Origin of the sequence: Waterburya agarophytonicola KI4, from assembly GCF_020640915.1 — a bacterium.
Classification (GTDB): domain Bacteria; phylum Cyanobacteriota; class Cyanobacteriia; order Cyanobacteriales; family Xenococcaceae; genus Waterburya; species Waterburya agarophytonicola.
Map to the genome: position 1 here is coordinate 1 of NZ_JADWDC010000017.1, position 22,303 is coordinate 22,303.

Sequence of the window (22,303 nt, forward strand, 5' to 3'; positions counted from 1 at the left end):
AATAAAAAAATAAAGGTGATTTAGTTAATGCAATGTAAATACGTCTAAGCTTATAATCTCAAACAAATCTATTGATATTGAGGGATTGAGAGAGTAAAACAGCTACCTTTACCCAATTCTGAAGTTACGATAATATCTCCGCCGTGGAGTTGAGCCAATTTGCGCGACAATGTCAATCCCAAACCCGTACTTTCATGATGGCTAGTGATTTGGGGGAAAGGTTTGAATAGTTTAGTCATATTTTTTGCCGATATCCCCGTACCCGTATCAATGACAGCAAAATAGAGGAACTGATCTTTTAGTCTAACTTGGAGAGTTATCGAACCGCGATCGGTAAATTTAATTGCATTACTCAATAAATTGATTAAAACTTGCTTGAGACGTAGAGAATCAGCCGTACAGAAGTCAATATTTTTGTCTAAATCTAAAGAAAAATTCAATCCTTTCTGTTGGGCTTTTTCTTTAACAATAAACATCGCAGCTTGACAAATTTCTCCAACAGATAGTTTTTCTAACTCTAATTTTTGCTTTTGAGCGTCAATTTTAACTATATCAAGATAATTTTTTACTAAAGCTAGTAAATGCTCTGCCGAACTTAAAATTCCAGCAGCATACTGCAATTGTTTCTCGTTTAAAGAACCATAATATTGCTCCTTAAGCATTCTGGCAAAACCGACAATTGAAGAGATCGGGCTGCGTAACTCATGATTGAGATGAGAAATATGTTCTTGTTTGGCTTTTTCATTGCTCAACCAGCTTTGCTTTTCTTGTTCTAGCTGTTCGATTCTTTTATTTTGGTGAGAAATATATTCTTGCTTGGTTTTTGTTTGTTTTAACCAACTTTGTTTTTCTCGTTCTAGTTGTTCGATTTTTTGATGTTGCTGTCTAATTAAATCCTCTTGCTGGGTGACGATCGCTTGTTTGCTAAGAAAATTAAATAAAGTTTTTTCTAAAATATCTGGTAGCTGACTAATATTACGTCTAAGAATATAACCGTCAACCCCTAATTGAATCATATCTACCGCCTGTTTGTCTCCAAGAGGATCTGTAATCAAAATCAAGGGAATACAGGGATATAAATGACACAGCCACTGAATTTTTTCTCTTAAAGAGTGGATATCTTTACTATTAGTATCAGAAAAATAATCATATAAAATCGCACTATATTGTTTCTGGGACAAACGTTCGAGAGAGAGATCTATCGACCTGAAATCATAGGTAAATTTCATGTCTGCTGCATGCAGTGAGTTAGTAATCAGCTGAATGTTATTAGTACTATCTGTAACGATAAGAAGATTCACGTTGCTGAGTGCAGTTGTTTTTGATGGTAACTGTAAAGTTGACCCAGAACTTTCAGACATAGTTGTAAATACTTATGGCAATTTGATTTTAATCAGGTGGTTTATATTTTTTTATACTATGCTACACACTTTCCATTTCAGCTTTTATTTTAGATAAACTTTGACTTGATGTCTCGAATAAAAACTACGATCGCGATAATTTTTATTTAGTTTTGTATCAATTGGGAAAGGGGTTTTTACTCTGTGTTCGTTTATATTTAAAATTCTTTCCGAGCAAAAACCATCATAGAAATAATTAATAACAATGCAGTATATAATGTCCCATATAAAGCATGATTTAAAAGTTCGGTAGAACTAGGCAACAAACCATATACTGCTTCGTTTTTTAGATCCAACCGTGAGAGATTGGGCAAAACTAAATATAAGCTAGTGGTTAAACTTTCAATACTGGCATTTTTACTTAGTTTTCCTAACTCTACCAAATCTTCGCTAAAGTGTCCCATCAAGTAGACTCCAAAACTCAGCAAGGTAGCCAAGATCGAACTAGTGAATACTCCAAACAAAATTGCCACTGCCACAATCAATGATAGTTCTAGAAGAAGATAAACTGCGGCGATCGCTAAAGCCCCTACAGGATAGGTAATCTCAGAAAAACTAAGCATAGCCAGATAAATACCCATCATGATTGTAACGGTAACTGCTAAAACTGCGGTCAGTCCTAAATGTTTGCCTAAAATAAGTTCGGCACGACTAATGGGTTTAGGAATTAGCATTAATAAAGTACGTTTTTCAATCTCTTTGTTAATTAATGCCGTCCCGACAAAGATAGCTACAATTACACTTAAAATGGCGATCGCACCTATACCAAAGTCCAAGAGAATTTTTTCATGAGTACCCGCTGCAATTTCGGGAATAATTCTTTGAGCGAGGATCAACAATAAAGAGAAGAAAGCAATAAAGTAGAGAATGCGATCGCGAATTACTTCTTGAAAGCCATTGTTGGCAATGGTAAAAACTCTAATCAAGTTCATCGATTAAAAAATTACAAAATAATATTTAGGCGTTTACACTGTTATCTTGCCCAAATCTTTCGTAATAATTAACATTATGCTCATTTTTGTCTGTGATTTCCGTTCCATCGATGAAGATTTTTACCGTTTTAAATTGAGACGATGGAGAATTCTGTGGGCAAGTTGTTGGGGAAAAACGGGTTTGTTGACAAAATCGTTGGCACCGCTGGCAAATACTTCAGTAGAAATAGCAGCATCTTGATGGATACTGAGAAATAAAACTGGTAGTTTATACCAATAGGGATGAGTCCGCAGAACTTTGCATAACTCAATTCCGCTAAGGTGGGGCATTTCTATATCTAGTACGAGTAAATCGGGAGTAACAGCTTGAAGTACGTCCCAAAATTGCCGAGGATCGTCTAGAGTAGTTAACTCAAATCCCCAAGGTTTAAGTAAAGTAGGTAGCATCTTCAAAAGTTCTATGTCATCATCGACAATCATCACTTTTTTACCCAAAGATGAGTATCGGGCTGCTTTTTGGCAAACAGTAATAATTTGATTGGCATCGATGGGTTGAGTTAGATAAAATTTGCCCCCGTGTCTGGCTACAAGCAAACGATCTTCAAAGCGATCGCGATCGGCAATCACAATAACTGGAATAGATGGTATGAGCAATGTGAATTCAGGGATTAGGGCTAAATATTCTTGTCTAGAAAAAGAGTTGGATTCGTTTTCGGCAAAAGACAACTTAAGCAATACGGCATCGGGGAGTTTTTTGCCTCTTAACTGCTGTTCTTCCAGCCAGTTTTTGACTGATTCTGGGGTGGAGATTACTTTAGTCGATATTCCCTGACTGTTTGCTTCGGGGATTAAATCTTGGGCAAAATTATCATCGTCACTAGCAATTAAGATTAAAAGGGAATTTTTTGCTGATTCTTGAGCTATTTGGGTAATAATATTTTGTTTGCTGGCTAATTCTTGCTCTAAAGCTTTTAAATTGTTCGATAATAATAATAATTGTTTTGGATTATGACTTAGATAATTTTGTAATAGTTGTTCGATCTCTTTGGCTAACCTAGAAGCTAAATTTAGACCAAATTGCCCCAAATTTCCTGCCAAACTATGAGCAGCGATAATTGCCGAAAGGCGATCGCTCAAATCTAAATTATCTGCACTCAATAAATCTATCGCTTGGGCTAAATTTGCTAACTGTTGTTCTCTTTTAGGCTCATATTTTTCCCAAATGCAAGTTAAAGCCTGAAGATGTTTGGTTTTCTTGTCTGGCAGAGGGGGAGACGTTGACACTGCTGTTAGATCGATGGGATCTATACTTTTTTCTTTTTCAGTAACTTTAGGGGCAGCTTTTAGACAGTAGCCTTGTCCTCTCACCGTCACAATCAAATCGTCGGGAAAGCCAGTTTGCTTTAATTTTTGACGTAGACGACGCAAATGAGAGCGAACGGTGGCAACTGCTGGATATTCTGTCGATGACCACAGGCGATCAATAATATCTTCTACGGAAAAAACTTCTTGACGATGGCGCAGAAACAACTCTAGCAAGCGATATTCTTTTGCTGTTAGAGATAATGAATTTCCTTGATAAATGATTTCACTGCTACAGGGGTTTAGCTCTAAATCTCCCCAACGTAATATAGGTAGAAAATCACAGTTCAAACGGCGTAACAAAACTCGAATGCGGGCAGTCAATTCCTCCACATCAAAAGGTTTACAGATATAATCATCTGCACCAGCATCAAGACCGCGAATTTTATTTTGACTGCCACTACGAGAAGTCAATAAGATTATGGGAGTGGCATAATTATGCTCCCGAAAACGCTGACATAGTTGAATTCCATCGAGCTTGGGTAAAAACCAATCAAGAATAATCAAGTCGTAATTATAAGTAGAACCATAAATCCACCCTTGTTCTCCATCCGTTGCCACATCGATCGCATAATTCTGTTGGGCGAGAGTTTTGGTTAACAGTTCCACTAAAACCAGATCGTCATCAACTAATAAAATTTTCATTACTTATTACTTATTACTGATTACTTAATTAAATTTCCCATCCCAGTATTTTGGCGATTTGACTGGCAAGAGTCATAGAATTAAATGGTTTAGTAATTACATCCACAACTCCCAAACTTTGAAACTGAGTTTTTTCGTCAGCTTGGGCTTTTGCCGTTAAAAAAATTACGGGAATAGAGCTAGTTTGGTCATTATTTTTTAGTTGAGATAGGGTTTCAATTCCATCCATTCCTGGCATCATCACATCCAGAAGAATAACGTCAGGCTGTTGCTGTTGAGCTAAATCTATCCCTTTGAAACCAGAAGAGGCGATCGCCACTTGCCAACCAGCTTCAATTTCGATTCCTACCTGAACTACCTCCTGAATTGTTTCTTCGTCGTCAATGAGTAAGATATTTTTATGAGTCATGGAGATCGCTCCTCAAAGCAATTAAAAAATGTATAAACAAAATAGGGAAGATTAAGAGAAATTTATTGATTGCTGATTACTTGCCTTATGTTCAGGTAAGGTGAAATAAAAGGTACTGCCTTGTTCAAAGCAACTTTCAGCCCAAATTTGACCTCCGTGTCCTTCCACAATCTGACGACAGATCGCCAAACCCAAACCAGTACCACCTTTCTTACGAGAATCGGAAGAATCTACCTGTTGAAACCGCTCGAAGATGGTTTCTAGACGATCTTGGGGAATACCCTGCCCTCGATCTTGCACGGCAAAAGTAATGTAGGAAATGGACTGATGTTTGCTATCGGAATTGTTCTGGGAGTCGATCGCAGCGGAGAGAATTACAGTGCTGTTGCTCGGAGAAAACTTAATTGCATTACTGACTAAATTAGTCAGGGTTTGGATGATGTAATCTCGATCTGCCCAAACCACAAATTCATTGGGTTTGAATGATAGTCTAATTCCTTGTTCTTGAGCGAAAGTTTTCATTGCCTGGACTGTTTCTACCATCAAGTCTCTAGCTTTACAGGCTTGTTTGTTCATGGTGATTTTGCCTGACTGAATTCTCTGTAAATCGAGGACATTATTTACTAGGTGTACTAGCCTTTCAGTCTGCTCGTCAGCAATCTTAAGCATCCGTTCTCCCTGACTAGAAAGGCTGCCTAATTTCCCCGTGGCTAAAATTTTCAGGGAACTATGAATTGAGGTTAGGGGGGTGCGGAGTTCGTGACTGACGACGGAAATAAATTCATCTTTCATCCGTTCGATCGCCTTGCGATCGCTAATATCGCTAGTCAGAGCAAAAAATCCCTGAATCATATTTTGTTGTTGAATATGGGGAATATAAGTAACGCTTAGGGAATGAACGCAACCATCCTGCAAGGCTAAATCTCGCTCGTAGGTAACGGTTTCGCCTTCAAGTGCCTTGGCGACATACGGACTAATTTGTTGATATTCATCGTCTCCATGAACCTCTGCCAAGTGGCGATCGCAAATCTCTTCAGGATCTAATGCCAGCCAAGTTTGATAGGCTTGATTATTGAAGCGATAATGCTGGTGGCAATCGACATAGGCAATCAATACAGGTAAGCCGTTGGCAATTAAACGTAGCTGTTCTTCACTGTGGCGCAGTGCTACTTCGGCTTTGGTGCGAACATTAATTTCTTGTCTTAATTTAGCAGTTCGTTCGGCAACCAATCCCTCTAGATTTGCCAATAATTTACTCTGAAGTAGGGCAATTCCAATTTGATCGGCTAATTGCTGCATTAATTCTTGTTCAAACTCAGTCCAATCTCTGATTGCTTGGCATTGATGAGCAATCAACAAACCCCAAAGACGATCTCCTTTAATGCCCTGGTCAATTTGGACATTTTGAAGAATCGGCACTACCAGCTTGCTCTTGATTTGCCATTGATCCATGAACTCAATCAGACATTCGGCTACATCTGCATTTTTTGCACGAACATCAGTAATTGCTCTAACTCTTCCTTTGGTATAAAGTTGGCGATAATCGGCAGGAAAGACTTCTTCTGGGAACTCTATGCCGATTATCGGCTTAAAGTCTGGTAAAACTGCTTCTTTGATGGGCATTCCCGTACCGTTGTCAAAAACCTGATAAATCAATACCCGATCTGCTTGCAGAATCCTTTGCACTTCCGTGACGGCGGTTTGCAGAATTTCATGTAGCTGGAGAGATTGACGAATTTTGAGGGTAACTTCAGCAAATAATTCTACTCGCTGGTAATAAAGGTCTAGTTCCGCTGCTGTCTGACGTTGAAAATCGGTAAGATCCCTTAAAACCAGTAAATTGTGTTGGGACGAGACATCTTTGACTTGACTGTATTCAACAGTTTTAAGTTCTCCTTGGTACTCCTTGAGTTGAGTTTCTACTCTCTCTTGAGGATTTTGCCAATCTAGAGATGACTTGAGAAACTTCTCGATTGATTTTCCCATCAGCTTTTTTTTCCCTGCGCCAAATAATTTACAGGCAGCAGGATTAACTTCGACAATGCGATCTTTACTATCCAAAATAGCGATCGCGACCGTGGAGTTTTGAAATACTGCTTTGAATAATGACTTTTTGGTGGTCGTTTTTTTAACTCCCGCCATGATTTAATTTATAAATATTTTTATTAACCAAGCTTAACTGGAATTAAAGCTTAGTTAACAAATGTGAAATTAAAATTAACTATATCAACAGTTAGCCAAGATTCAATTTGCTGGTAAAACACCTAAATAATATTATTTCGTTAAAATTCAGATGGGTAGGTTCAGAAGTCAGAAAAAATACTAGATCGTCAAAACTTATCTATACTCTTTCGCGCCCGAAAGACTAAAGCTTTATTGGAACTAGTACCCACTCTAAACTTTCCGAACCCATGAATTGAAGACCATTATTAAACTAGCTTTTAGCTATATGAGCTTTAACTCAAGCCAGAGCAAATATAGTCAAAATAAACACCCATTTCTTTACCAGCATCAGCACCTACTAAGCTAGCAGTCACTTCTTTCATTGCTTGAATTGCTTTAACAGTTGAAGCAACGGGAACTCCAAGAGAATTGTAAGTTTCTTTTAAACCGTTTAGTACGCGCTCATCTAAAACTGATGGATCTCCAGCTAGCATGGCGTAAGTGGCATAACGAAGATAGTAGTCTAAATCGCGAATACAAGCTGCATAACGGCGACAAGTATACATATTTCCGCCAGGACGAGTAACGTCAGAATATAGTAAAGACTTAGCTACTGCCTCCTTGACAATACTAGCTCCATTGGCACTGATTACGCTGGCTGTCCGAACTCGTAATTGACCAGTTTGAAAATAGCTTTTGAGCTTGTCCATAGCAGGACCATCGAGGTATTTGCCTTGAACGTCAGCCGAATTGATAACAGAGGTAATTGCGTCTTGCATAATTTTGTTTCCTTAGTTTTACCTAGTCAAAAAATTTAGTTACTGAATGTGTTAGAAACTATTGCATAGCTCCAATAACGTAGTCAAAATAAGCGGCGGCTTCTGTAGTGTCTTCAGCAGACATCATGGAAGTAGCGATACTTTTCATTTCGCGAATGCTTTGAGCCATAGCACCAACATCAGTACCTAATGACTTGTACATTTCTTTTGCACCAACTAAACCAATTTCTTCGATGGGAGTTATGTCACCAGCTACTACACCATAAGTGATTAAGCGTAGGTAATAGTCCATGTCACGAAGACAAGTTGCAGTCATTTCTTCACCGTAAGCGTTTCCGCCAGGAGAAACAACATCAGGACGCTTTTGGAACAGTTGGTCACCAGCTTGTTTAACAATACGCTCGCGGGACTCGGTAAGAGTTTGAGCAATACGCAAACGGCTTTCTCCAGTTGTAACAAAAGCTTTAATTCTATCTAATTCACCAGGACTCAAATATCGAGCCTCAGCATCAGCGTTCACAATAGATTTTGTGACTATACTCATTAATGGATTCCTCCTAAAAAAATGAAGCGAAACGTTATGGGAAATTTGTCAAAAAGCTCTAAGCTATAGTGGCGTAATACTGGCGATTTTACCGCCTTGACGTTGGACTCTCTGCATATGAGGAGTTAACTCTTCATAGGGAATAACAACGGCTTTATTTACCCGACGTACTTTGGGGTATCCTGGTCGGTTGATGCCTGCAACTTCAACCCGAAACAGACGACCAGAGCCGTAAGCTTTTGAGCCACCAAAAGCACTGTAGGAAGCATCTCCTTTTGCAGCAGGCTGGAAGGCAAAGCCACTTCCCGAAGAAGATACGATCGCCGAAGCGGTATTGCGAGCTAAATCTTTGACCAAGCGGGGAGCATTCCCAGTCAACTGTGCGCGATCGCTATTGGCATAGCCTCGGTAAAGCTGTAGTAAACGAGGAAAACCCACTGAGCGTTGACCAATACCAGTAGTCACCAGATCGCGGTAGTAGGGAACAATGTTTTCCCCAAAGTAGGTTTGGTACTCTGATGAATCAATATAATCGTCAATATCAGCGTTAAAACCCTGAGATTGATAAAGATTTAAATGATCTGTAATTTCTGATTGGTCGTATGGTGCGCGCCCCAAAAGATGTTTAAAGTTAAGCTCGATTGTCCGACTCTGGAAACTATTGTGAAAAAACTGCTTCTTATATAAGTCTGACTTTGCCACTTGTCGTACAAATTCCTGTACTGTAATTTTGCGATCTCGTAACAGAGATTCAGCAATAACAAGACGTTCGGACTTCAAGAGGTGAGGATTACCTAACACCTGCTGATATACAGCCAGAATTACCGTTTCAATATCTCCCAGGGTTGCCTTGGGAAGTAGTTCTATGGGAGCGAAATCACTAAATGCTGATGTTCCTAGGCTCGATGCTGCCGTTGTAATAGCCAACTACAATTCTCCTTTAATAACTTATAACGGAATTTGTAAAAAATGTGGGTTAAATAAATAAAGGGAATTAAACATACAAAACAGACAGTTTAGAATTTCTTGGTATTCCCTATTAAACGATTCTCCCCAATCACTACATTTACACAGCGGTAATACTAATTACTCTGCTGCCAGATTGACTCAACTGTTGTAGTTTTTAATCTACTATTGATGCAGTTGCTCGGAATAATCGACAAAGCTATTGTATTGGAAAGATTTGCCGATTTTCCCGAGCAATATACTTAATTAAAGAGCATTGATGATGTAGTCAATGTAGGAATTTGCTTCAAGGGCAGGATCGCCACTTAAGCCGTGATTAGCCTTAATATATTTTAGAGCTTCAACATACCAACTAGGAACCAATTCAAAACTGCTGTGCATTTCAGCTAGACCAGCTAATAGATAATCATCAGCAGGACCAGTACCACCTGCAATTAGACAGTATTGAATCATGCGAATATAATAGCCGATGTCGCGCAAGCACTTGGCTTTACCACGAGCATTAGAAGCATAGTTATTGCCTTGCATAGTAGTGGTGTAAGGAAATGCTTGATATACAGCATTAGCAGCACCTTCAGCCAATTGGTCAGCTTTCGCTCCGATAGCCTTTGCTGCTTCTAAATCTGCGGTAGCCAAGCGGAGACGACCAAAAGCTACTTGGAGTTCAACGTTACCTAAGTAACGACCTTGAGAATCAGCAGCTGAAACTGCTTCTGTCAATTGTGTCTTCATCGGAATAATTTCTCCGTAGTAATGTTTAGAAAATTTTTTAAAGTTTTAACTAGATAATGCTATATCCAGTCTGAGTTAGGGGCAGAATGCTGTTCTAACCTACTGCTGCTGCTGCGCGATCAAAATAGCCAGATAATTCAGCCATCAAAGAACTACAATCACCTTGAGTTACACCATTCTTGTCATTAGCTAGTGCGATCGCTGCTTCCTTCATCTTAATAATGCTGTTTGCCATGGAAGGACCTGGAACTCCTAGAGCTACATAGGTTTCACGCAAGCCATTCAAACAGCGATCTTCTAAGACGCTGGCATCGCCTAAAAATACCGCATAAGTGACATAGCGCAGAATGATATCCATGTCGCGCAAACATGCAGAAACTCGACGGTTAGTGTAGGCATTTCCACCAGGAGCAATTAACTGGGGCTGCTCTTCAAACAATATACGAGCTGCATTAGTAACGATCGCGTTGGAATTACTTGTAATTCGATTTACTACGTCCGTACGTTTAGCACCATCTTTAACTACAGCCATCAGAGCATCAATTTGAGCATTGGTCACTAGCTGACCCCGAGCATCTGACTGGGAAACAACCTTAGTAAAGGCATCTAACATCAATATTTCTCCTAAAATTTTAAAAAAATTGGTACCAAAATGAATTACATGAAAAACCGAATTCCAAACTTTGATCAAAAACTGTTTGTATGCATAAACATGCATTAATTAAATTAACAACTCGACTCAGGAGCGATATAGCTTTTGAAGCTAGGATATTCAGTGACATTTGGATGATCTTATTCAATCAAAGTGTTTGTGCAATTCTTGTGCAAACATGGCTCTTGAAAATAAAGTTTTGTTTGTTTTTATAAAGATAACTTTATTAAATTGTTCTGAAAGCATAAAAAAGCATAAACATAAAGCGTAGTTGATTGCTAGCTATACAATCAGCATCATCAGGTTAAACTCTGTAACGTTTTATTCATTAAATGCTGATTTTAATTCCCTCCCCCCTGTATAATTTTGGACATCAATATCAAAGCTTTTTACTACTTATAATATTTGGGGGTTTGTATAAACGTGGCTATTCCTTTATTAGCTTATTCTCCTTCCTGTCCCAACCAGCGTGTAGACGCATTGGGTGCTAGGGATGATGAGGCTATGATTTACTCAACCGACGATCTGTTTTCTCCTACAGATATGGGAAATCTGATTCAAGCAGCCTATCGCCAAATCTTTTTCCACGCTTTTAGATGGGATCAAGAAGTTACTCTAGAATCTCAACTTCGCAACAGACAGATTACAGTCCGTGACTTTATCCGTGGATTACTGCTATCTAATACCTTTATTGACAGCTTTTACAATAAAAACAGTAATTATCGTTTTGTGGAACACTGTGTTCAAAAGGTTTTGGGACGCAAAGTTTACAACAAAGCCGAGAAAATTGCCTGGTCGGCAGTGGTCATGACGAAAGGGGTTAAGGGATTTGTTGATGAACTTCTCAACAGTGATGAATACATCGAGAACTTTGGCGAAAATATAGTTCCCTACCATCGTCGTCGTATTCTTCCCAGCCGTGCTGTAGGAGAAATTCCCTTTAATATTACTTCTCCTCGTTATGATGCTCACCATCGTCAGCAGCTAGGATTTCCTCAGACAATTTGGCAAGAGTCTGTTCGCAACTTTATTGCCTACGATAAACAACCTCAGGCTGGCGATCCTAGTTTGTTCCTGAACATGGCAAAAAAAATTACCCCCAAAGCCAACAACTTGAATACCATTTCTGCGTTCAACATTGACATTGCCAAGTCAGTCCCTTATCGCCGTAGTTAAGCGATCGCTCTTAATCTATACTTACTCTAAATGAGAAAGAGGTATTTAATAAATAGCGTCTTATATAGTAAGTTTCCTATATAAAACGCTATTTATTGCGATAAAGTGCGACTATTAAAAAACTCAAAGACAATCAAAAAGCATCTGGGTCATGTAGCGATCTGTCCAAGCTTTACCCAAAGATTTTTCTAAAACTCTACGGGTTTTGTCGTTTTGTTGTTGTTGAGCGCAGTAGTGGCGTTGTCCTGCAAGTATTTCCGCTTGATGAGTCGAACAGGTAGAAGGTGAACTGGCTAGAGTAAGTTGGCAATGTATGGCTAAATATTGTTGAACCCGTTCTAGGAAACGCTGTTCTTCTTGAGCATTGTGAGGATGGACAAATAAACAGAATCCTGAAAAAATATCGCCCCATTCAGGTAATTGACGAGGCTCGGAAAACTCAATAGTGGGTAGATTTGCTAAAGCCTTAATATAGTCAGAAGAAAGTACTCGCTGGTGATTTACGGGTGATAAATCGACGATTGCTGCGCCAATGCCCGCTTTCGTGCCGACTAAATCTACGCCAAAGATGGGCAAATCGTAATTAGGACGGGGAAACATCACACAGTGAAGAATATCAAGGCGATCGCCTACTTGGGCTAACTCTAAATGTAGTTTGCGAAACTGAGTGGTTTGATAGCAACGATTTTCAATTATTAATCTTTCCTCTTCCAAATTCCCCTCCACATAGCCCAAATCTTCAGGGATAGAATAGTAAGAGAGATCTAAGTTCCGCATCCACTGTTCTTCAATACAGTCTGCCAACTTTTGAATTAAATAGTGCTGACGTTCTCTTAGAGAAGAGTTAAATATTTCAATCATTGGCTTTTAAGTATTTTAAAATTTACAGTATTTAACTAGACTTCAAATTAAATTCAATATCAAAGATGGTAGGAGCTTTATTGATTAAGCCCCTACAGCTAATTGCAATGGACTTTGAACCACTGCGATCGCCTAAAATCAATTTTGATCGTCTCGATCAGCTTTCTGTTTTTTATGGTTGGCAGCTTTGTTATTTTCAGGACTATTGTTTTGCTCCTGTTGTTTAAAAGCTTCTAGAGATTGAATATTGACAATAGTTCCCCCCATTTTGCCAATACGCTGCATTTCTTCATTCATCCGACTATAGGGAACAGAAACAAAAACACTGCTGCTACTACGAAATTGATAATTGTTCTTATCGTTAGTTTCGTTTTGTTTTAATCCAGTTACTTCATAGACAAAAACTCTATTGTTTGTAGGAGATCCAGAATTGCCTCCCAGCACAGAACTACCTAACATGATTTTTTCTCCGTAATTAAATAGGGAATAACTAAATTGATTCCTAGGCTAAAGTGACGCTGGCAATCTTACCGCCCATTTTATTGATTTTTGTCAACGTAGAGGTAAGTTGGTCGTAAGGAACTAAAATGGCTCGACTAACTCGACGCACCTTGGGATATCGAGGCAAAGACATCGCCGATATTTCAATGCGATAAATCCGATTATCTTGATTGGCATTTCTGAAAGCTTTGACAGGCGCATTTCCTTGACTAGACTCTTGATAAGCCCAACCTTCACTTCCTCCTGAGGGTGCAACTACCGCAGACGCTCCATTTTGAGCCAACTCTTTAGCCAAGCGAGATGTCTTACCAGCTATTTGAGAGCGATCGCTATTGGCATAACCCCGATACATTTGGAACATACGGGTGAAACCTACCATTTTCTGTCCCTGTTGAGTCGCAAAACCTCTATAGTAAGGAACTATATTGTCACCAAAATTGGCATTGTATTCCGCTGAGTCGATATAGTCATCAATATCTGCTTCATAACCCTTAGTTTGATAAAGGTCGAGATGATAAATAACTTCTGACTCATCATAGGCTGCTCGTCCCAACAAGTGCTTGAGGTTTAACTCAATTACTCTAGTTTGAAAATTGTCATAGAGAAATTTAGTCTTGTAGAGTTCTGATTTAGCTACTGCACGGACAAAATCTCGCACCGTCAGCGAACCATTACACAGCAAAGATTCCGTAGCGGTCAAACGCTCGGACTGCATAATGTAATCATTGCCCAAAACCTGCCGATAAACGGCATTAATTACCGTCTTAGCATCATCTTGAGTCCAATTAGGACGTAGTTCTAGCGGTTCTTGGTCGCTAAAAGCAGAAACTCCCAACCGAGAGGCTGCTGTTGTAATTGCCACTTATTTATTTCTCCTAAATCTATTATTTTTATTTGGGATAACCGAGTTAAGCGTTAGTAATACTAAGGACTCGACTACCTTGTTTATTAAGCTTTTGCAGCGTTGCCGAAAGTCTTTCATAAGGAACGACATATTCCTGCAAACTACGACGTATCTGGGGCGAACGTCCGATTCCTCCTTTAGTTACGCGCACTCGATATAAACCACCCCTTTCCGTAGTGGTCGTGCCAGAAAGAGAACCATTACCCCCTGGACTACGCACAGGAGTGGCAGTGTTGCGAGCTAAATCGTAGGTCAAGCGAGGGCTACCTGCATTGCCTTGAGCGCGATCGCTATTGGCATAACCACGATAAAGTTGAAACATCCGAGGGAAACCAACGGTTTTTTGTCCTATTTGAGTGGAAAAACCGCGATAGTAAGGGACAATATTGTCGCCAAAGTTCTGTACGTACTCTTCTGAATCAATATAAGAATCTATATCTGCCTCAAAACCCTGGTTTTGATATAAATCTAGATGTTCGATAATTTCTGATTCATCATAAGGTGCGCGACCGAGTAAATGCTTGAAATTCAACTCAATGGTACGAATCTGATAGTTGTTATAAAAGAATTTTGCTTTATAGAGTTCCGATTTTGCTACCGCCCTTACGAATTCGCGGACGGGAATCGAACCATCTGCTAGAAGCGATTCTGCACCCTTTAGACGTTCTGATTTCATCAAATGGTCGTTGCCTAAAACGTGTCGATATACTGCGGCGATCGCGATTTTGGCATCTTCTTTATCCCAATTGGGACGGAGTTCTACTATATTAGTCTCACCAAAAGCAGAAATTCCGAGACGAGATGCTGCTGTAATTGCCATTGCTTATACTCCTAAATTTTTTGATTGGTACATTAAAAAAAATTGCTCGAAATTACAGCCAACCATTAAACAAAAACAAGCCTAATAGTCATCTGCGATTTCGAGCTACTAGAAAAAACTAGCTTAGAGCGTTAATTGCATACTCAATATATGAGTTAGCTTCTACAGCAGGATCGCCACTTAAACCATGATTAGCTTTGATATATTTGAGAGCCTCAACATACCAGCTAGGAGACAATTCAAAAGTAGCGTTGATTTCTGCAACCCCAGCGATCAAATAATCGTCCATTGGACCAGTACTACCAGCAACCAGACAGTAAGTGATCATCCGTAGATAGTAGCCGATATCGCGAGCGCATTTAGCTTTTCCTTCAGGAGAAGAAGCATAATTTGGTCCCTCCATTTGAGTAGTGTAGGGAAACTTGCTATAAACTGCTTGAGCAGCACCATTAACTAGGCTGTCTGCTTTTCCAGTTAATCCTTGGGCAGCTTCTAAACTAGCACCTGCTTGGCGAAAACGACCAAATGCCGTTTGAATTTCGCTACTGCTTAAGAAACGACCTTGAGAATCAGCAGCAGAAACTGCTTCAGTGATAGGAGTTTTCATGGGTAGAGTACCTCTTAATTTAAGTTTTTATTATGTTTAACTAAAAAATGAATTTGAGTATAAGCAAACCAGCAATAACTTATTACTTATTACTTATTACTTATTACTTGAGCAAAGCGACCTAGCCGACTGCTGCTGCTGCACGATCAAAGTAGCTAGATACTTCAGACATCAGAGAACTGCAATCTCCTTGAGTTACACCATTTTTGTCATTAGCCAAAGCGATCGCCGCAGCTTTCATTTTGTTAACTGCTTCAGCTACAGATCCACCAGGAACGCCTAAAGCTACATAGGTTTCACGCAAACCATTCAAACAACGATCTTCTAAAACGCTGCCATCGCCTGAAAAAGTTGCATAAGTCACATAGCGCAAGATAATTTCCATATCGCGCAAACATGCAGCCATGCGACGGTTAGTATAAGCGTTACCACCAGGAGCGATTAATTGGGGCTGTTCGGAAAATAAAACCCGAGCAGCATTAGCCACAATAGCGGAAGAGTTACCAGTGATGCGGTTTACCACATCCATACGTTTGTTGCTTTCGGCAACCATATTTTTGAGAGCATCAAACTGACCTTGATTTAGATAGTCTCCTCTAGCATCGGCTTGGGAAATCACCCTGGTAAATGCGTCAAACATCAATATTTCTCCTAAATCTTATAATTTGCACCAAATGAATTACATAGAAAACTGATTCCTAACTCCGCGCGAAAACTATATATCCGCAGAATAGTTAAAAGTTGAGGCTCAATGCTTGATTCAACTTTCACGATGTAACTAAAAAGCGACAAAGCTTTTGAAGCCAGGAGATTCAGTGACATTTGGATATATTTATTCAACCAAAGTCTTTGTGCAATTCTTGTGCAATCATGTCGAGAAAAAATAAAGTTTTGTGTGTTTTTATCACAAGACAGAAATAAAAGATTCCAACAAGATCGCTATTAGTCTGGAAAAAGCGCGATCGCTTACATCAATTCTGATGCCACAATCATCGAACCAATTCCTTCATCAGTTAAAATTTCTAGTAATAGAGAATGGGGCAAACGACCATCTAAAACATGGGCAGCACGGACTCCTTGGGCAAGCGATCGTACGCAACAAGTTACTTTGGGAATCATACCTCCCGAAACAACTCCTTGGTCTATTAGCTCCCTAGCTTTTTGAATATCTAATTTATTAATTAAGCTAGAAGAATCGTGAAAATCGTACATAATGCCAGGAGTATCGGTTAATAAAATCAACTTTTCCGCCTGTAATGCAGCAGCAATTTCCCCTGCTACTGTATCGGCATTGATGTTGTATGCCTGTCCCTCTTCATCGGCAGCCACGCTAGAAATCACAGGTACGTAGCCAGCATTAACCAGAGTTTCAATTAAATCAGTATTGATGTTGGTAACTTCCCCCACAAAGCCCACTCCTTCTTTACCTACGGGACGAGCTTGAATCATATTGCCATCTTTACCACATAGTCCTACCGCAGAAGCTCCCGCACGGCTAATCAAAGATACTAATTCTTTATTAACTCTACCCGCCAAGACCATTTCTACCACATCCATTGTGGCAGCATCGGTTACTCGCAAACCGTCTTTAAAAGCTGGCTCAATATTTAGTTTTTGCAACCAGTTATTAATTTCTGGGCCTCCTCCGTGTACTACTACAGGACGTACCCCAACACAAGCAAGGAAGACCACATCGTTAATTACTTTGGCTTTGAGACTACCATCCTTCATCGCAGCACCACCATATTTGATGACAATGGTGCGACCTGCAAATTTTTGAACATAGGGTAGAGCTTCACTTAAGACACGGACGCGGGTTGCTGCTGCTTCTTTGAGATATTCGCTATCGTACACCATAGAATTTTGAGAAATTGAAAAATTAATTATTAGGGATTTTTACTTGAGATTTAAGCACGGTAGGTATAGTTTCAATAATTTTGGCAGATATATCCGCAGGAGAAATATCTGAATTAATCGGAGTTACTATATCTGCTTGAGCATATAAAGAACGACGAGTTTCAAGTAATGACTCTAGTTTGTCAGCTAGAGGTCGGGTTTGATCTTGAGCTAATCTTTTCTTTAATATCTCCAAATCTACATCGAGCCAGACAACCAAACCGTCTCTTAGATAACTCCAATTTGTCTGTTTTGTGATAATGCCCCCACCAGTAGATATGACTGATCGCGCATATACTGATAACTGGGATAATACCTGGGTTTCCAATTCCCGAAAATAAACTTCTCCTTCTGTTTGAAAAATATCTGTAATGGGTTGTTTGGCGATCGCTTCAATGGTTTCGTCGGTGTCAATAAAGCGATAGTTGAGATCTTTGGCTAGTTGCTTACCTACAGTAGTTTTTCCCGCCCCCATCATGCCAATCAAATATACACTAACACCTTGTAATAAATCACTCATAAATCCTATGTATTAACATTTACCAATAGTACTAATAGAAAGATCTTGTCGTTTTAGTATCACCCAAAATTGTAAGATTTACTTAACACTAGCAGCTCGATCGAGAGAAGGAAATATATTTATGACCGTTGCCACTAACGTTCCCGCTTTTTGTGAAGGGATTAAACATTTTAAAGAAGACTTGCCTGGTTTTAAGGAATATGGGCAAACACCAGCTATTCAAGAAGGGCAAACGGCGATCGCTTCCACCACAGATAAAAACGCAGTTTATCAAACCATGTTGGCAGCAGATGCTTTGCGCTATCTCACGTTACACATCACTTCCAGCAAACAGTCTGGACATCCAGGGGGATTTGCCAGTATTGCCGATGCGATCGCGTCTTTGGTGATGTTGGGGCATAAAAATATTATTACTGAAGTAGGACATCATGCTCCTGGTTTTTATAGTAATGTCTTTCTCGATACTTCCTTAGAAGCGATGGGCATCAATACTGTTCGGGATATGGGCGATCGCTTTCGGGAGATGCACGGTTTATTAGGACACCTTTCAGGACAGATACCTGGCTTACTCAACCCCGCAGGGCCATTAGGACAAGGACAACACTTTGCTATGGCAGGGGCGAAACTCCATCCTGGGGTACTATTTCCTGTAACTATCGGCGATGGTGGTCTGGGTGAACCCTATATTATGAGTAGCTTCGGTCACTTTAATACCTCTTTTCCCCAGGTGACTAATTTCTTACCAATTTTGGTCTGGAATGGTTTTTCCCAAGAACATCACAGCATGGTTTCTACTAAAACCAATGAAGAGATGATTGCTTATTGGAAAGGTAATGGTTTTGCAGAAGTAATTTTAGTTAATGCTAAAGATTACGATGATAGTAATCAACCAGGAGACTATGTAAATAGTACTCGCTTCTCTTTTGAAGCTAGAATGGCATTTTCTCAAGCAGTATTGGAAGCAACGGATAAAGCTGCTAAGTCTGCGTTGGGTGGCACATTAACCGTCTTGATCGTCAAACAACTAAAAGGATCGGGAGTACATAAAGATGGCGCACAGTCCCATAACCTCTACCCAGGAGATAGCGCAGACAAGGATTATATTATGTCTGCTTTAAAAGAAAGGGCATTAACCCCCGAAGCCTGGCAGCTTGTGCGTAATAACTATCTTCGTTCTAATGGTGGCGCAGCAGTAGAAACCGTCGTTACGGAAAAAGAATATCCTCTACCCGACTTGGGCAAGATTCCCCTTGAAGAATATAGCGTTGGAGGAGATAAGAAAGTAGCCACTACCGCCATGGGCGCGATCGCAGGTTATGTAGGACAACAAGATAAAAACTTTATTGTAGCAAACGCTGACGGTAATGCAGCATCAGGTATTAATAACATCAATACTGCTCTTAAAATCATCCACCCCACCACCGATGAAACCTACTTCCAGCAGCCTAACGGGCAAGTATACGAACCCCTCAGTGAGGATGCTTGTGCTGGATTAGCAGCAGCCCAAGCTTTATTTGGCGCGCGTACTTTATGGTGTTCTTACGAATCCTTTGCCATCAATGGTTTACCCATCTGGCAAACTGTAACTCAAGCCATGGCAGAATTACGTCGCCCCACTCCTTCTACTATTACTTTATTTACCGCAGGGGCTTTAGAACAAGGGCGTAATGGCTGGACACACCAACGCCCAGAAGTGGAAAACTACTTTGCAGGAATGATGCGTAACGGTAACGTCTTCCCTCTCTTCCCCTGCGATGCCAACAGTATCCAAGCCTGTTATGAATGGGCATTAGGTACGAGTAACAAAGGCGTTACGATCACAGCTAGTAAATCTCCTTTGGAAATTCGCACTACTCTAGAACAAACTAGGGAAGGATTAGATAAAGGCGCGATCGTCTTGCAAGAGACTCCAGGGGATAAAACTGTTGTCTTTGCCGTCATTGGCGACATGACTTTAATTCCTACCTTTGAAGCAGCCGAACAGTTGAAATCTCAAGGAATTGGTTCTAAAATCGTCTCTGTAATTAACCCCCGTCGTCTATATCGTTCTAGCGATACCGCTTGGGATACTATTACTCAATCCCAAGATGGCGATTTCCTCTCCGATGCAGACTTCTCGGCAATGTTCGATGGCGATGCCTTAATTGGCGTTACAGGAGGTTCGAGTGCCATGTTAGAACCCGTGATGTTGCGTAGCAATAGCAAGCGTGATCTTTTTGCTTGGAAGCGTGGAGAAACTACTTCTAGTGCTGGTCAAATTATGGAGTTTAACGGTATTACTGCTGATAATTTTGTTAAACGAGCGAAAGAATTGATTGGTTAGATTTTTTGCATAGAAGATGGGAGATCTCAATCGGCTCATCTTCTATTTTAGAAAGTTGTTTGAAATTGTTTGGAGATGTTTTGTGGTCAGGTTTTTAAAATATTCTGCTGCCAACTATAATGCTTTAAATAAAAATGGACTTCATAATTTTGCACAAAATCACAGTTTGCACATCTATGAATCCAATAGCATTTATAGTTTTATTCCCAAAAATGCCTGTAGCACTATGAGAACTTCCATCGCCTATGCTAATGGTTGCATTGATAATTCTCAAGATTTTAACTGGATACATAAAAATAATCAAACGTTTAGAGCTAGCCTGTCTGACTTGATTCGGGCAGATTATACATTTGTAATCTTACGCTGTCCCTATGCTAGATTAGCCAGTTTATATCTCGACAAAATAGTTTCTAAATATCCCCCTGCCTGGAATTTTTATGACTTAATTAAGAGAACAACTGAGTTAGATAATATTTCTTTCACAGACTTTGTTAATCATTTATCGAAGAAACCAATACTTAATGGCGATATTCACTGGAGACAACAAACCGATTTTTTGGTTTATCAACAGTATGATGATTATTTCTGCCTAGAAGATTTTAAACAGGTAATTAAAACTTTAAATGAGAAAATTGGCTTGGATATAATTGATGCTCGTGATCTCACTAATCATGGAATAAATAAATTTGAATTAGTAGACGACGAGAACTATGCTCAGGTTAAATCTAGCGATATTTTAAGATTAAAGACAAATGGATATTGTCCAACTCCGAAATCTCTTTATTCCGATAAATTAATTGAAAAAGTTAAGACGATATATGAGCAAGATCTGAAATTATATCAAGAAAATTTTCCACAAGAATACTTGATGTTTTAGCAAATATATGATTATGCTCGATTATATTCTAAACTAGAGCGATCGCTCCCTACAGTTCTTTTATTTGAGTTAAATAAAGCGATCGCTCTACTAATCTAAAAGTTTGGAAAAGAAATGCGATCGCTATTCTTAAAAAAATGAGAATTGCTGGCTTGGTAACAAGATTTTGTCAATGCTCAATTTTATCTACTAGCTTTTGATAAGCTATTTAAGTTGTATTTGATCAAACATTTTTCTCAAAAATAAACAACTTTTAGTTAATTTTGAACGTAAATAATAATGAATATTCAAATTGTTACTGGTGCAGCAGGATTTATAGGCTCTCACTTGGCTGAGACTTTATTAAAACAAGGATCGGAAGTAATTGGCATCGATCAATTCAATGACTACTACGATCTTCAGATAAAACAGAATAATGTAGCTAACCTAAAACAATACCCAGGGTTCAAATTAATTAAAGCCAACATTCAAGATCTCGATTGGCAAAAGCTTTTGCAGTCAGTAGAAGTGGTCTATCATCAAGCAGCACAAGCTGGAGTGAGATCTAGCTGGGGACAAGATTTTCATCACTATACGGAAAGAAACATCAATGCCACCCAAGTAATTTTAGAAGGAGCAAAACAAGTCAAATCTCTGAAAAGAATAGTCTATGCTTCAAGTTCCTCGATCTATGGTGATGCGGTAACTATGCCCACCCCCGAAACCTTATGTCCTAAACCAGTATCCCCTTATGGTATCACCAAGCTGGCAGGAGAACGTTTGTGTTGGCTATATCAGCATAATTTTGGCGTACCCGTAACTTCCCTGCGTTATTTTACCGTATATGGTCCCCGTCAAAGACCAGATATGGCTTTTCATAAATTTTTCAAAGCAGCAATTAATAATGAAGCAATTTCTATTTATGGCGACGGACAACAAACCAGAGACTACACCTATGTTAGCGATGCGGTAGCAGCTAACTTGGCTGCGGGAGAAGTCCCCGAAGCTATTGGGGAAGTGTTTAATGTTGGTGGTGGTAGTCGAGTAACTTTGATGGAATTATTGGATATTATGGAGCAAGTTACCGGACATCCTATTAAAAAGGATTACACGAATAATGCAGCGGGAGATGCTCGTCATACTAGCGCAGATGTGACTAAAGCACAAAAGCTTTTGAATTATATTCCTCAAGTTTCTCTCCAAGAAGGTTTAGCTCAAGAATGGCAATGGATGCAATCACTATATGCATAAGCCA

Annotated in this window: 22 protein-coding genes; 4 read left to right on the top strand and 18 right to left on the bottom strand. The window is 39.5% G+C overall.

Annotated elements, in window-relative coordinates:
* Window positions 1-68: 68 nt before the first annotated feature.
* From I4641_RS08955 to cpcB (I4641_RS09000), 10 genes are all read right to left on the bottom strand, one after another.
* A complete protein-coding gene (locus tag I4641_RS08955; RefSeq protein ID WP_229640144.1) occupies window positions 69-1,229 on the bottom strand; it encodes a sensor histidine kinase in 1,161 nt (386 codons plus the stop codon).
* Between the two features lie 329 nt (window positions 1,230-1,558).
* Window positions 1,559-2,332, bottom strand: coding sequence for an ABC transporter permease (locus I4641_RS08960; protein ID WP_229640145.1), 774 nt, complete (start codon window positions 2,330-2,332; stop codon window positions 1,559-1,561).
* 120 nt (window positions 2,333-2,452) lie between these two features.
* The gene (locus I4641_RS08965; protein ID WP_229640146.1) at window positions 2,453-4,339 is read right to left on the bottom strand and encodes a response regulator; all 1,887 of its coding nucleotides are present in this window, start codon (window positions 4,337-4,339) and stop codon (window positions 2,453-2,455) included.
* A gap of 28 nt (window positions 4,340-4,367) precedes the next feature.
* Complete coding sequence (locus I4641_RS08970) at window positions 4,368-4,748, bottom strand: response regulator (RefSeq protein ID WP_229640147.1); 381 nt, start codon at window positions 4,746-4,748, stop codon at window positions 4,368-4,370.
* Window positions 4,749-4,799: 51 nt separating this feature from the next.
* Window positions 4,800-6,890 carry an ATP-binding protein gene (locus tag I4641_RS08975; RefSeq protein ID WP_229640148.1) on the bottom strand — a complete coding sequence of 697 codons (2,091 nt, stop codon included), beginning with the start codon at window positions 6,888-6,890 and terminating at the stop codon, window positions 4,800-4,802.
* Window positions 6,891-7,204: 314 nt separating this feature from the next.
* Entirely contained in the window at window positions 7,205-7,690 is a 486-nt protein-coding gene (gene apcB, locus I4641_RS08980; protein ID WP_229640149.1) for an allophycocyanin subunit beta, read from the bottom strand.
* Window positions 7,691-7,748: 58 nt separating this feature from the next.
* Window positions 7,749-8,234, bottom strand: a complete 486-nt coding sequence (gene apcA / locus I4641_RS08985) for an allophycocyanin subunit alpha (RefSeq protein ID WP_229640150.1) — start codon at window positions 8,232-8,234, stop codon at window positions 7,749-7,751.
* A 63-nt stretch (window positions 8,235-8,297) separates the two neighbouring features.
* On the bottom strand, window positions 8,298-9,161 hold the full coding sequence (locus I4641_RS08990; RefSeq protein WP_229640151.1) for a phycobilisome linker polypeptide: 864 nt from the start codon (window positions 9,159-9,161) through the stop codon (window positions 8,298-8,300).
* Between the two features lie 285 nt (window positions 9,162-9,446).
* Window positions 9,447-9,932, bottom strand: coding sequence for a bilin-binding protein (locus tag I4641_RS08995; protein ID WP_229640152.1), 486 nt, complete (start codon window positions 9,930-9,932; stop codon window positions 9,447-9,449).
* Window positions 9,933-10,026: 94 nt separating this feature from the next.
* Window positions 10,027-10,545 carry a C-phycocyanin subunit beta gene (gene cpcB / locus I4641_RS09000; protein ID WP_229640153.1) on the bottom strand — a complete coding sequence of 173 codons (519 nt, stop codon included), beginning with the start codon at window positions 10,543-10,545 and terminating at the stop codon, window positions 10,027-10,029.
* Window positions 10,546-11,007: 462 nt separating this feature from the next.
* On the opposite strand from cpcB (I4641_RS09000), the gene I4641_RS09005 reads away from it, so the two are divergent.
* Entirely contained in the window at window positions 11,008-11,760 is a 753-nt protein-coding gene (locus tag I4641_RS09005; protein ID WP_229640154.1) for a phycobilisome rod-core linker polypeptide, read from the top strand.
* Between the two features lie 123 nt (window positions 11,761-11,883).
* Here the strand turns inward: I4641_RS09005 and I4641_RS09010 are convergent, their stop codons facing one another.
* The 8 genes from I4641_RS09010 to I4641_RS09045 form a co-directional block, all read right to left on the bottom strand.
* Window positions 11,884-12,621 carry a phycocyanobilin:ferredoxin oxidoreductase gene (locus I4641_RS09010; protein WP_229640155.1) on the bottom strand — a complete coding sequence of 246 codons (738 nt, stop codon included), beginning with the start codon at window positions 12,619-12,621 and terminating at the stop codon, window positions 11,884-11,886.
* A gap of 138 nt (window positions 12,622-12,759) precedes the next feature.
* A complete protein-coding gene (gene cpcD, locus I4641_RS09015; protein WP_229640156.1) occupies window positions 12,760-13,080 on the bottom strand; it encodes a rod-capping linker protein CpcD in 321 nt (106 codons plus the stop codon).
* 43 nt (window positions 13,081-13,123) lie between these two features.
* Window positions 13,124-13,984, bottom strand: a complete 861-nt coding sequence (locus I4641_RS09020) for a phycobilisome rod-core linker polypeptide (protein WP_229640157.1) — start codon at window positions 13,982-13,984, stop codon at window positions 13,124-13,126.
* A gap of 46 nt (window positions 13,985-14,030) precedes the next feature.
* On the bottom strand, window positions 14,031-14,846 hold the full coding sequence (locus I4641_RS09025) for a phycobilisome linker polypeptide (RefSeq protein ID WP_229640158.1): 816 nt from the start codon (window positions 14,844-14,846) through the stop codon (window positions 14,031-14,033).
* 118 nt (window positions 14,847-14,964) lie between these two features.
* Window positions 14,965-15,453: a C-phycocyanin subunit alpha gene (gene cpcA, locus I4641_RS09030; RefSeq protein WP_229640159.1), complete on the bottom strand. Its 489-nt coding sequence runs from the start codon at window positions 15,451-15,453 to the stop codon at window positions 14,965-14,967.
* 121 nt (window positions 15,454-15,574) lie between these two features.
* The gene (gene cpcB / locus I4641_RS09035) at window positions 15,575-16,093 is read right to left on the bottom strand and encodes a C-phycocyanin subunit beta (protein WP_229640160.1); all 519 of its coding nucleotides are present in this window, start codon (window positions 16,091-16,093) and stop codon (window positions 15,575-15,577) included.
* A gap of 326 nt (window positions 16,094-16,419) precedes the next feature.
* Window positions 16,420-17,310 (bottom strand): acetylglutamate kinase, encoded by an 891-nt coding sequence (gene argB, locus I4641_RS09040; protein ID WP_229640161.1) that lies wholly within the window; start codon window positions 17,308-17,310, stop codon window positions 16,420-16,422.
* 22 nt (window positions 17,311-17,332) lie between these two features.
* The gene (locus tag I4641_RS09045) at window positions 17,333-17,869 is read right to left on the bottom strand and encodes a shikimate kinase (RefSeq protein ID WP_229640162.1); all 537 of its coding nucleotides are present in this window, start codon (window positions 17,867-17,869) and stop codon (window positions 17,333-17,335) included.
* Between the two features lie 121 nt (window positions 17,870-17,990).
* Between I4641_RS09045 and I4641_RS09050 the strand changes: the two genes are divergently transcribed.
* The 3 genes from I4641_RS09050 to I4641_RS09060 all read left to right on the top strand — a co-directional run bounded on the left by I4641_RS09050 (window position 17,991) and on the right by I4641_RS09060 (window position 22,299).
* Entirely contained in the window at window positions 17,991-20,192 is a 2,202-nt protein-coding gene (locus I4641_RS09050) for a phosphoketolase family protein (RefSeq protein ID WP_229640163.1), read from the top strand.
* Between the two features lie 16 nt (window positions 20,193-20,208).
* Window positions 20,209-21,069 (top strand): sulfotransferase family 2 domain-containing protein, encoded by an 861-nt coding sequence (locus I4641_RS09055; RefSeq protein WP_229640164.1) that lies wholly within the window; start codon window positions 20,209-20,211, stop codon window positions 21,067-21,069.
* 279 nt (window positions 21,070-21,348) lie between these two features.
* Window positions 21,349-22,299 (top strand): NAD-dependent epimerase/dehydratase family protein, encoded by a 951-nt coding sequence (locus tag I4641_RS09060; RefSeq protein WP_229640165.1) that lies wholly within the window; start codon window positions 21,349-21,351, stop codon window positions 22,297-22,299.
* The last annotated feature ends 4 nt before the right edge of the window (window positions 22,300-22,303 follow it).